Genomic DNA, 11,293 nt, shown 5'->3' with positions numbered 1-11,293 from the left:
CGGAGGCGTGCAGCTACCGCGGCGAGGCCGCCGACTTCTTTGCCAGCATCTCGCTGAGCTACCTCGGCGACATGCAGTTAGAACTGATCCAGCCGGTCCGCGGCCAGAACATCTATAGTGACTTCCTGTCCGAGCGCGGGCCGGGTTTGCACCACGTCTGCATGGAGGTCGAAAGCCCCGAGCAACTGGAAGTGGCGGTGAGCGAGGCCGGCGAGCGGGGCGCCGCGGTTGTGCAGCGAGGCGTGATGCCCGGCGGCATCCACTTCGTCTACCTGTCCGCGCCGCAGGCGGGCGTGCCGTATGTGGAGCTTGCGTACGTTTCGCCCGAAATGCGGGCCTTTTACGACTACATCAAACAGGAGCAGCGGTGAGCCGCGCCGGCGACGGTGCGCGACGCAGCGATGAGGAGGAGTGGCGCCCATGAGCACGGAGATACCGGCGACAGTCAGCGCGAACGACGTGACCGCGTGGTCGGATGACGTCGACGTCCTGGTGATCGGGTTCGGCATTGCCGGCGGCTGCGCCGCGGTCAGTGCGGCCGCCGCCGGCGCGCGGGTGCTGGTGCTCGAACGCGCGGCCGCGGCGGGCGGCACCACTTCGCTTGCCGGGGGCCACTTTTACCTCGGTGGCGGGACCGCGGTGCAGCAGGCGACCGGTAAAGACGATTCCGTCGAGGAGATGTACAAGTATCTGGTCGAGGTGTCGCGGGAACCCGAACTCGACAAGATCCGCGCCTACTGCGAGGGCAGCGTCGAGCATTTCAATTGGCTGGAAGACCTGGGTTTTCAGTTCGAGCGCAGCTACTACCCGGGCAAGGTCGTCGTGCCGCCGGGCACCGAGGGGCTGAGCTACACCGGCAACGAGAAGGTCTGGCCCTTCTGCGAGCGGGCCAAACCGGCACCGCGCGGGCACTCGGTGCCGGTGCCCGGCGAATTGGGCGGCGCGAGCATGGTTGTCGACCTGCTGCTCAAGCGGGCCGACGCCCTGGGCGTGCAGATCCGCTACGAGACGGCGGTGACCAACCTGGTCACCGACGGCGACGGCGCGGTCGTCGGCGTGGCCTGGAAACACTTCACCGACACCGGCGCCATCAAAGCCAAGTCCGTGATCATCGCGGCCGGCGGGTTCGCGATGAACCCGGAGATGGTCGCCGAGCACACGCCCGCATTGGGTCAGGAGCGACGCACCAAACACCACGGCGTCGTGGCGCCCTACATCCTGGGCAATCCCAACGACGACGGACTCGGCATCCGGATGGGCGTCTCGGCCGGCGGCGCCACCAAGAACATGGACGAGTTGTTCATCACCGCGGCGGCCTACCCGCCCGAGGTGTTGCTGACCGGCGTGATCGTCAACAAAGACGGCCAGCGTTTCGTCGCCGAGGACTCTTACCACTCGCGGACGTCGGCCTTCGTGTTGGAGCAGCCGGACCAGACGGCGTACCTGATCGTGGACGAGGCGCACACCGAGATGCCCGCCATGCCGCTGATCCGTTTCCTCGACGGGTACGAGACGATCGCGGAAATGGAAGCCGCGCTTGGCATTCCGGCCGGCAATCTTGCGGCCACGCTGGACCGCTACAACAAGAACGCCGCCGCGGGCGAGGATCCCGATTTCCACAAGCAGCCGGAATTCCTTGCGCCGCAAGACAATGGTCCGTGGGCGGTGTTCGATCTGTCGCTCGGGCGGGCGATGTACTCGGGATTCACCATCGGCGGCCTCGCGGTGACCGTCGACGGCGAGGTGCAGCGGGAAGACGGCTCCGTCGTGCCCGGCTTGTATGCCGCCGGGGCGTGCGCGTCCAACCTCGCCCAGGACGGCAAGGGCTACGCGAGCGGAACGCAGCTGGGCGAAGGGTCGTTCTTCGGCCGCCGCGCCGGAGCGCACGCGGCGCAACGCGCCGGGGGAGCGTAGGCGTCAGACCGGCGCGGGTTCCTTCTCGACGGGTCCCAATTGCCATGGGCCGCCGCCGAGCAGGTGCAGCTGCTGGGAGTGGTGTTGTTCGACGGTGGGCCGGTGGCTCACGCTGACCATGACGCACTCGGGCAGCTCGGTCCGCACCAACTGGTACAGCGCGAATTCCAGGCCCTCGTCCAGCGCGGAGGTGGCCTCGTCGAGGAAGACCGCCTTCGGCTGGGTCAGCAGGATGCGCGCGAAGGCGACCCGCTGCTGTTCGCCAGGCGAGAGCACCTTGGCCCAGTCATTCTCTTCGTCGAGCCGGTTGATCAGCGGCGCCAGGGCCACCTTGGTGAGCACGTCGCGTAGCTGTTCGTCGGGCACGTTGTCCGGCGAGTTCGGATAGCACACCACGGTGCGCAAACTGCCCAGCGGCACATACGGCAGCTGGGACAGGAACATCGTCGCGTTATCGCCGTCCGGGCGGCACAGGGTCCCCGAGGCGTACGGCCACAGTTCGGCGAGGCTGCGCAGCAGCGTGGTCTTGCCGGCCCCGGACCGGCCGGTGATCACCAGGCTGTCGCCCGAATCGAGCTGGATGTCCAGCGAGTCGACCAGCTGATCGCCCTCCGGCGTGCGCACCTCGATGCCGCGCAGCTCCACTGCGGAATCCTCGCTGGGCTTGACCAAAATGGTGGGCAGCGCGCGGCCCTTGCTGTTGGCGTCGACGAGGCCGTGCAACCGGATGATCGCCGCCCGGAAGGCCGCGAACGCGTCATAGTTGTTGCGGAAGAACGACAGTGAGTCGTTGATGTTGCCGAAAGCCTGCGCGGTCTGGGTGACATCGCCGAAGGCGATCTCCCCGGCGAACAGGCGCGGCGCCTGAATTGCCAACGGCAGCGGAATGATGGTCTGCGTCGCCGACCAGTTCCATCCGTTGAAGATGATGGTCCGGCGGACAAACCTGCGGTAGTTGTCGATGACCGGCGTGAAGCGCCCCCACAGCTGCGCCCGCTCGACGCGCTCGCCGCGGTAGAAGCCCACCGCCTCCGCGGCGTCGCGCAACCGCACCAGGGCGTAACGGAACGCGGCGTTGAGTTTCTCGTTGTTGAAGCTCAGCCAAATCAGCGGGCGTCCAAGCCAAATCGCGACCACCGTCGCGATCAAGACATAGATCAGAACGGTCCAGAACATCGCACGCGGCACGGTCACACCGAAAAGATCGAAGTCTCCGGACAAATTCCACAGGATCGCGGCGAACGAGATCACCGACGCCACCGCGTTGACGGCACCGAACAGCAGGGTGTTGGTCGTCCCGTTGGACGGGATGTTCGGGGTGCCGCCCACCCCGGCGGTGAAGATGTCGACATCCTGCTGGATGCGCTGGTCGGGGTTGTCAATAGTGTTGTCGATGAACAGATCCCGGTAATAGGCCCGGCCCGCGAGCCAGTCGTCGGTGAGATGGGCCGTCAACCACATGCGCCAGGCGATGATGAATCGCTGCGTCAAGTAGATGTCGAGGATCACCCGGGCGATGAAGATGGCCGCCAGCAGGATGAAAATTCCGAGCGACACCCAAAAGTTGTGGATCCCGGACTGTTTGACCTCATTGTTCCCCGTGGCGAGCCCTTTCAGTGCCACCTGCAACGCCGTGTACATGTCGTTGCTCTGATAGCTGAACAGCACGTTGAGCCGGACCGAGAAGAGCACCAGCAGCAGCAGCACACCGAGCCCCAGCCAGGCCCTGACGCTGGTCGGCCCGACGAAGTAACCGCGCGTGATCCGCCAGAATTGGCGGCCCCACGGGGTCAGATACCTGGCGGCGACCAGCGCGGCCAGCAGGCTGACGGCACCGATCACCCATGCGATGGCGAGCCACCGCAGGGAATCCTGAAATGCCGACGACCAATCGATGGACGGTTTGAACAGCTTCGAGTCCAATTTCGGCGTCTCCTTCTGCGGTCGGCACTTCCCCGCAAATTACCCGAACGGTTCTCGAATAGGCTGCGCAGATGAGCATCGACGCTCCATCCAGCCAGACCGTACATGCCGGCCGACTCATCGCGCGCCGCCTCAAAGCCAGCGGTGTCGACACCGTCTTCACGCTGTCCGGCGGCCACCTGTTCTCCATCTACGACGGGTGCCGCGAAGAAGGAATCCGCCTGATCGACACCCGCCACGAGCAGACCGCGACCTTCGCCGCCGAGGGCTGGTCGAAGGTGACGCGGTCGCCGGGCGTGGCCGCGCTGACCGCGGGCCCGGGCATCACCAACGGGATGAGCGCGATGGCCGCCGCGCAGCAGAACCAGTCGCCGCTGGTGGTGCTGGGTGGCCGGGCGCCGGCGCAGCGCTGGGGCATGGGGTCGCTGCAGGAGATCGACCACGTACCGTTCGTGGCGCCGCTGGCCCGCTTCGCCGCCACCGCGCAGTCGGCGGGCGACGCCGGCCGGCTCGTCGACGACGCGCTGCGCGCCGCGGTTACAGCGCCCTCGGGCGTCGGCTTCGTCGACTTCCCGATGGACCACGTGTTCTCCGTGTCCGACGATGACGCCCGGCCCGGCGCGCTCGTCGACCTGCCACCCGGGCCCGCGCCCGACGGTGCGGCCCTGAGTCGGGCCGCGGCCCTGCTCTCCGCGGCGCAGCGGCCGGTGATCATGGCGGGCACCAATGTGTGGTGGGGGCACGGCGAGGCGGCCCTGCTGCGCCTGGCCGAGGAACTGCACATCCCGGTGCTGATGAACGGCATGGCCCGCGGCGCGGTTCCCGCCGACCATCCGTTGGCGTTCTCCAGGGTCCGCGGAAAAGCCTTGGGGGAGGCCGACGTTGCGCTGATCGTCGGGGTGCCGATGGATTTCCGGCTCGGCTTCGGCGCGGTCTTCGGGCCAGACACCGAGCTCATCGTGGTCGACCGGGTCGAGCCCGACCGCCGCCATCCCCGGCCGGTGGCGGCCGAGCTGTACGGCGACCTGTTGACGATCCTCGCCGCGCTGGCCCCGGCCACCGGGAGCGACCACCGCGGCTGGATCGACGAACTGCGAATCGCCGAGACCGCGGCGCGCGACAAGGAGAAGGCCGAACTCGCCGACGACCGCATCCCGCTGCACCCGATGCGGGTCTACGCCGAGCTCGCGCCGATGCTGGACCGCGACGCCGTGGTCGTCATCGACGCCGGCGATTTCGGGTCCTACGCCGGGCGGGTGATCGACAGCTACCAGCCGGGCTGCTGGCTGGACAGTGGACCGTTCGGCTGTCTGGGGTCGGGCCCCGGCTACGCGCTGGCCGCCAAGCTGGCCCACCCGGACCGCCAGGTGGTGCTGCTGCAGGGCGACGGCGCGTTCGGGTTCAGCGGCATGGAATGGGACACCCTGGTTCGGCACCACGTGCCGGTCGTCTCCGTGATCGGCAACAACGGAATCTGGGCGCTGGAGAAGCACCCCATGGAAGCGCTGTACGGCTACTCGGTGGTCGCCGAACTGCGTCCCGGCACGCGCTACGACGAGGTGGCCCGCGCCCTGGGCGGGCACGGCGAACTGGTCGCCGCGCCCGGCGAGCTGCGGCCCGCGCTGGAACGGGCCTTCGCCAGCGGCCTGCCGGCCGTCGTCAATGTGCTCACCGACCCCGACGTCGCCTATCCACGCCGGTCCAACCTCGCGTGATGAATCCGCGCGGTGGGTCACCGCGTACCGTTGACCTGTGCCTAAGACGACCCGCGCTCAACCCGGCCGGCTGAGTAGCCGCTTTTGGAAGCTGCTCGGCGCCAGCACCGAAAAGGACCGCAGCCGCTCGCTCACCCAGGTCAAGGACTCGTCGGAGTACGACGGCGAGGCGGCCGGGCTCAGCGACGAGCAGCTGCGCAAGGCGGCCGGGCTGCTCAACCTCGACGACCTCGCCGATTCCGAGGACATCCCGCAGTTCCTGGCCATCGCCCGGGAGGCGGCCGAAAGATCGACGACCCTGCGCCCATTCGATGTGCAGCTGCTCGGGGCGCTGCGCATGCTGGCCGGCGACGTCATCGAGATGGCCACCGGTGAGGGCAAGACCCTGGCCGGGGCGATCGCGGCCGCGGGCTACGCGCTGGCCGGTCGGCACGTGCACGTGGTGACGATCAACGACTACCTGGCCCGCCGGGACGCGGAATGGATGGGCCCGGTCATCGAGGCGATGGGCCTGACGGTCGGCTGGATCACCGCCGAGTCGACCAGCGAGGAACGCCGGGCCGCCTACGGCTGCGACGTCACCTACGCCTCGGTCAACGAGATCGGTTTCGACGTGCTGCGCGATCAGCTGGTGACCGACGTCGCCGACCTGGTCTCACCCAACCCCGACGTGGCCCTGATCGATGAGGCCGACTCGGTGCTGGTCGACGAGGCGCTGGTGCCGCTGGTGCTGGCCGGCACGACCCACCGGGAGACGCCGCGGCTGGAGATCATCAAGCTGGCCGGCCAGCTGGAGGCCGGCACCGACTACGACACCGACGCCGACAGCCGCAACGTCCACCTGACCGAAGTCGGCGCCCGCAAGGTGGAAAAGGCGCTCGGCGGCATCGATCTGTACTCCGAGGAGCACGTCGTCACCACCCTGACGGAGATCAACGTCGCGCTGCACGCCCACGTGCTGTTGCAGCGCGACGTGCACTACATCGTCCGCGACGACGCGGTGCACCTGATCAACGCCGCGCGGGGGCGCATCGCGCAGCTGCAGCGCTGGCCCGACGGCCTGCAGGCCGCGGTGGAGGCCAAGGAGGGCATCGAGACCACCGAAACCGGCGAGGTGCTCGACACCATCACGGTGCAGGCGCTGATCAACCGTTACGCGACGGTGTGCGGCATGACCGGCACCGCGCTGGCCGCCGGTGAGCAGCTGCGCCAGTTCTACAAGCTCGGTGTGTCACCAATTCCGCCCAACGAGCCCAACATTCGCGAAGACGAATCCGACCGCGTGTACATCACCGCCGCCGCCAAGAACGACGCGATCGTCGCCCACATCGCCGAGGTGAACGAGACCGGGCAGCCCGTGCTGGTGGGCACCCGCGACGTCGCCGAATCCGAGGACCTGCACGAGCGGCTGCTGCGCCGCGGGGTGCCCGCGGTGGTGCTGAACGCGAAAAACGACGCCGAGGAAGCTCAGGTGATCGCCGAGGCCGGCAAGTTCGGCGTCGTCACCGTCTCCACCCAGATGGCCGGGCGCGGCACCGACATCCGCCTCGGCGGCTCCGACGAAGCCGACCACGACCGGGTCGCCGAGCTCGGCGGGCTGCACGTCGTCGGAACCGGGCGACACCACACCCAGCGGCTGGACAACCAGCTGCGCGGGCGCGCCGGGCGGCAGGGCGACCCGGGGTCGTCGGTCTTCTTCTCGAGTTGGGAAGACGACGTGGTGGCGGCCAACCTCGACCACAACAAGCTGCCGATGGACACCGACGAGGACGGCCGGATCGTCAGCCCGAAGGCGGCGGGCCTGCTCGACCACGCCCAGCGCGTGGCCGAGGGCCGCATGCTGGACGTGCACGCGAACACCTGGCGCTACAACCAGTTGATCGCCCAGCAGCGCGCCATCATCGTAGACCGGCGAAACACGTTGCTGCGCAACCCAACCGCGCGCGAGGAGCTGGCCGAGCTGGCCCCCAAGCGCTACAAGGAGCTGGCCGAGACCGAGGGGATCACCGAGGAGCGCCTGGAGACGATCTGCCGGCAGATCATGCTGTATCACCTCGACCGCGGCTGGGCCGACCACCTGGCGTATCTGGCCGACATCCGCGAAAGCATCCATCTGCGGGCGCTGGGCCGGCAGAACCCGCTGGACGAGTTTCACCGATTGGCGGTCGACGCCTTCGCGTCACTGGCCGCCGACGCCATCGAGGCGGCCCAGCAGACGTTCGAAACCGCCAACGTCCTCGACGAGGAGCCCGGGCTGGACCTGTCCAAGCTGGCGCGGCCGACGTCGACGTGGACCTACATGGTCAACGACAACCCGCTGTCGGATGACACGCTGTCCACTCTGAGCCTGCCCGGGGTGTTCCGCTGAGCTCGTGGCGATCGCAAGCGCGGCGCAGCCGGGCGTTCGGCGCCCAGTCGCGTTAAGGTCACGGCTCATGGAGCCGGTGCTTCCGCCCAACCGGGTGCTGACGGTGCCCAACGCGCTGAGCGCTGTCCGTCTGGCGCTGATCCCGGTGTTCGTCTATGCCCTGCTGGTCGCCCACGCCAACGGGTGGGCCGTCGGGATTCTGATGTTCAGCGGCGCCTCGGACTGGGCGGACGGCAAGATCGCCCGGCTGCTGGATCAGTCCTCCCGGCTCGGGGTCCTGCTCGACCCGGCGGTCGACCGCCTCTACATGGTGGCCGTGCCCATCGTGCTGGCGTTCAGCGGGATCGTGCCCTGGTGGTTCGTCATCGTGCTGCTCGCGCGCGACGGCCTGTTGGCCGCGACGCTGCCGCTGCTGTGGAGTCGAGGCCTGACGGCGCTGCCGGTCACCTACATCGGCAAGGCCGCGACGTTCGCCCTGATGTCCGGCTTCCCGCTGGTGCTGCTGGGCACCTGGGATGCGCTGTGGAGCCACGTGATCGGGGCCTGCGGATGGGCCTTTTTGATCTGGGGCATGTATGCCTACCTGTGGGCGTTCGTGCAGTATGCGGTGCAGATGACTCTCGTGCTGCGACGCATGCCCAAGGTCGATCGCGGTTCTCGCCCGTCGGCCGCGGCGAAGGTGGCTGACCATGGCTGATAGGGATCCCCTGCTCGGCGGCTATGACCCCAATGCCGGGCACAGCGCGCATGTGGCGTCGCGACCGAAACAGATCCCGGTGCCCTCGCTGCTGCGCGCCCTGCTCTCCGAGCACCTCGATCCCGGTTACGCCGCGGCGGCGGCCAAGCGCGGTGCCGCCGACGCACCATCCGGTGGGCGCCGGCGGGTGGTCGGCTGGCTCTGGCAGGCGCTGGCGGCGCTGCTGATCGCGACGGTGTTCGCCGCCGCGGTCGCGCAGGCCCGCTCGGTGGCTCCGGGGGTGCGCACCGCCCAGCAGCTGCTGTTGGGCAATGTGCGGTCGGCCGAAGGCGCTGCGGCCAAGCTGAGCCAGCGCCGCGGCGAGCTGGCGACGCGCGTCGACGACGTTCAGCGCCACGCCCTGGCCGACGACGCCGAGGGGCAGCGGCTGCTGAAACGCCTTGACGCGCTGAGCCTGGCCGCGGCCAGCACGGCGATCATCGGCCCCGGCCTGAAGGTGACCGTCACCGATCCCGGCGCCAGCCCGAACCTTTCCGACGTGTCCAAGCAGCGGGTCAGCGGCAGCCGGCAGATCATCCTGGACCGCGATCTGCAATTGCTGGTCAACTCGTTGTGGGCCAGCGGCGCCGAGGCGATCTCCGTCGGCGGAGTGCGGATCGGGCCGAACGTGACCATCCGGCAGGCCGGCGGCGCGATCCTGGTCGACAACAACCCGACCAGCAGCCCGTACACGGTCCTGGCCATCGGTGCGCCGCGGGCGATGCGCGACGTCTTCGACAGCAGCCCCGGCCTGCAGCGACTGCGGCTGTTGCAGATTTCCTACGGTGTCGTGGTTACGGTGGACGCCGCCGACGGTCTGTCGCTGCCAGCCGGATCGATCCGGGATGTCAAGTTCGCCAAGCAGATTGGGCCACGGTGAGAGAAGTCCTGAACAGACGCATTCCCCTGTGCGAGACGCGGACGGGAAACCACGCATGATCGGTATCGCAGCGCTGGCGATCGGCATCGTGCTGGGCCTCGTCTTTCACCCCGCGGTGCCAGAAGTCGTCCAGCCCTATCTGCCGATCGCGGTGGTCGCGGCGCTGGACGCCGTGTTCGGCGGGTTGCGCGCATACCTGGAACGGATCTTCGACCCGAAGGTCTTCGTGATTTCGTTCGTGTTCAACGTGTTCGTGGCCGCCCTGATCGTCTATGTCGGTGACCAATTGGGGGTGGGCACCCAGCTGTCCACGGCCATCATCGTCGTGCTGGGTATCCGCATCTTCGGCAATGCGGCCGCGCTGCGGCGCAGGCTGTTCGGGGCGTGACGCACTTGAGGTTGAGGTTGACGTGAGCCAGGATCCGCAAGATCGCGCCGGCGGCCAGCGGGCCGCCGGCCACGGTGGTGACGGTGCGACCCCGGAACAGGGCTCGCCGCGCGGCCGCCACGAACTGGCCGCGAAAAGCCCCCGTCCCGAAATCGGTGCGGTGCACCGCACCGGGTTGTCGGGGATGGTGCGCGGCGGCCGCTCCCGGATGGCGTTCGGGACGCTGGCCGCGATGCTGTGCCTGCTGCTGGGCCTCGCGATCGTCACTCAGGCCCGCCAGACGGAGTCGGGTGACGCGCTGGAGACGGCGCGGCCGGCGGACCTGTTGGTGCTGCTGGATTCGTTGCGGCAACGCGAAGGCACGCTCAACACCGAGGTGAACGAGCTACAGAACACGCTGAATTCGTTGCAGGCGTCGGGAAACAACGACCAGGCCGCCATCCAGTCCGCGCAGTCCAGGCTGGCGGCGCTGTCCATTCTGGTGGGGGCGGTCGGTGCCACCGGGCCCGGCGTCACCGTCACGATCGAGGACCCCGGGCCCGGGGTTTCGCCGGAGGCGATGCTCGACGTGATCAACGAGTTGCGCGCCGCCGGCGCCGAGGCGATCGAGGTCAACGACGCACACCAGTCGGTGCGAGTGGGTGTCGACACCTGGGTGGTGGGGACGCCCGGGTCGCTGACCATCGACTCGAAAACGCTGGCACCGCCGTATTCGATTCTGGCGATTGGCGATCCGCCCACTCTGGCCGCGGCCATGAACATTCCCGGCGGCGCGCAGGACACCGTCAAGCGCGTCGGGGGGCGAATGTCGGTCCAGCAGGCCGACCGGGTGGACGTGACCACCTTGCGGCAACCAAAACCGCACCAATACGCTCAGCCGGTCAAGTGAGCATCACCCGAACAGAACAGGATCACTCGTGAGCGATATCCCGCCCGATCTGCGTTACACCGCCGAACACGAATGGGTTCGTCGAAGTGGGGATGACACCGTGCGAGTGGGCATCACCGATTTTGCGCAATCGGCGTTGGGTGATGTGGTTTTCGTTCAGCTGCCCGACGTGGGCACCGAGTTGACCGCGGGCGAATCCTTCGGTGAGGTCGAATCCACGAAATCGGTGTCGGACTTGTATGCGCCCGTCTCGGGCAAAGTCTCGGCGGTCAACGCCGATCTGGATGGCAGTCCGCAATTGGTGAACTCCGACCCGTACGGCGCCGGGTGGTTGCTGGACGTTCAGGTATCCGAGGTCGGCGAATTGGAGTCGACAATTTCTTCGCTGCTCGACGCTGAGGCCTACCGCGGAACGCTCACCGAATGAGGATTGCTAATGTCCCTGCAGCCCCGCACCGCCGGCGAGCGGCGGGGCCAGGG

10 protein-coding genes are annotated in these 11,293 nt (G+C 68.2%); 9 read left to right on the top strand and 1 reads right to left on the bottom strand.

Annotation, left to right across the window (positions count from 1 at the left end):
* Together A5622_RS10060 and A5622_RS10055 are read left to right on the top strand one after the other, a co-directional pair.
* On the top strand, positions 1–371 hold a 371-nt coding region (locus A5622_RS10060), incomplete at its 5' end, for a VOC family protein (RefSeq protein ID WP_066878239.1).
* 49 nt (positions 372–420) lie between these two features.
* On the top strand, positions 421–1,914 hold the full coding sequence (locus tag A5622_RS10055; RefSeq protein WP_066878237.1) for an FAD-binding protein: 1,494 nt from the start codon (positions 421–423) through the stop codon (positions 1,912–1,914).
* A 3-nt stretch (positions 1,915–1,917) separates the two neighbouring features.
* Here A5622_RS10055 and A5622_RS10050 read toward each other — a convergent pair whose 3' ends face one another.
* On the bottom strand, positions 1,918–3,837 hold the full coding sequence (locus tag A5622_RS10050) for an ABC transporter ATP-binding protein/permease (RefSeq protein ID WP_066878235.1): 1,920 nt from the start codon (positions 3,835–3,837) through the stop codon (positions 1,918–1,920).
* A gap of 71 nt (positions 3,838–3,908) precedes the next feature.
* Between A5622_RS10050 and A5622_RS10045 the strand changes: the two genes are divergently transcribed.
* The 7 genes from A5622_RS10045 to gcvH all read left to right on the top strand — a co-directional run bounded on the left by A5622_RS10045 (position 3,909) and on the right by gcvH (position 11,240).
* A complete protein-coding gene (locus A5622_RS10045) occupies positions 3,909–5,552 on the top strand; it encodes an acetolactate synthase (RefSeq protein ID WP_066878233.1) in 1,644 nt (547 codons plus the stop codon).
* 37 nt (positions 5,553–5,589) lie between these two features.
* Positions 5,590–7,920 carry an accessory Sec system translocase SecA2 gene (gene secA2, locus A5622_RS10040; protein WP_066878232.1) on the top strand — a complete coding sequence of 777 codons (2,331 nt, stop codon included), beginning with the start codon at positions 5,590–5,592 and terminating at the stop codon, positions 7,918–7,920.
* 67 nt (positions 7,921–7,987) lie between these two features.
* Complete coding sequence (locus tag A5622_RS10035) at positions 7,988–8,617, top strand: CDP-alcohol phosphatidyltransferase family protein (RefSeq protein ID WP_066872718.1); 630 nt, start codon at positions 7,988–7,990, stop codon at positions 8,615–8,617.
* Positions 8,610–9,536, top strand: coding sequence for a DUF881 domain-containing protein (locus A5622_RS10030; protein ID WP_066878230.1), 927 nt, complete (start codon positions 8,610–8,612; stop codon positions 9,534–9,536). Before A5622_RS10035 ends, A5622_RS10030 begins: the two co-directional genes overlap by 8 nt.
* A 55-nt stretch (positions 9,537–9,591) precedes the next feature.
* Entirely contained in the window at positions 9,592–9,924 is a 333-nt protein-coding gene (locus A5622_RS10025; protein WP_007170008.1) for a small basic family protein, read from the top strand.
* Between the two features lie 22 nt (positions 9,925–9,946).
* Positions 9,947–10,813 (top strand): DUF881 domain-containing protein, encoded by an 867-nt coding sequence (locus tag A5622_RS10020; RefSeq protein WP_066872724.1) that lies wholly within the window; start codon positions 9,947–9,949, stop codon positions 10,811–10,813.
* 28 nt (positions 10,814–10,841) lie between these two features.
* Positions 10,842–11,240, top strand: a complete 399-nt coding sequence (gcvH, locus tag A5622_RS10015; protein ID WP_066872726.1) for a glycine cleavage system protein GcvH — start codon at positions 10,842–10,844, stop codon at positions 11,238–11,240.
* Positions 11,241–11,293: the final 53 nt, after the last annotated feature.

This window comes from Mycobacterium sp. 1245801.1 (assembly GCF_001673055.1).
GTDB classification, from domain to species: domain Bacteria; phylum Actinomycetota; class Actinomycetes; order Mycobacteriales; family Mycobacteriaceae; genus Mycobacterium; species Mycobacterium europaeum_A.
Note: the sequence above shows the minus strand (reverse complement) of the source record. Positions and strands in the feature narration are given on the sequence as shown.

Coding starts and splice junctions, on each gene's coding strand:
- A5622_RS10055 (WP_066878237.1), top strand. CDS start 421: ATGAGCACGGAGATACCGGCGACAGTCAGCGCGAACGACGTGACCGCG.
- A5622_RS10045 (WP_066878233.1), top strand. CDS start 3,909: ATGAGCATCGACGCTCCATCCAGCCAGACCGTACATGCCGGCCGACTC.
- A5622_RS10035 (WP_066872718.1), top strand. CDS start 7,988: ATGGAGCCGGTGCTTCCGCCCAACCGGGTGCTGACGGTGCCCAACGCG.
- A5622_RS10030 (WP_066878230.1), top strand. CDS start 8,610: ATGGCTGATAGGGATCCCCTGCTCGGCGGCTATGACCCCAATGCCGGG.
- A5622_RS10025 (WP_007170008.1), top strand. CDS start 9,592: ATGATCGGTATCGCAGCGCTGGCGATCGGCATCGTGCTGGGCCTCGTC.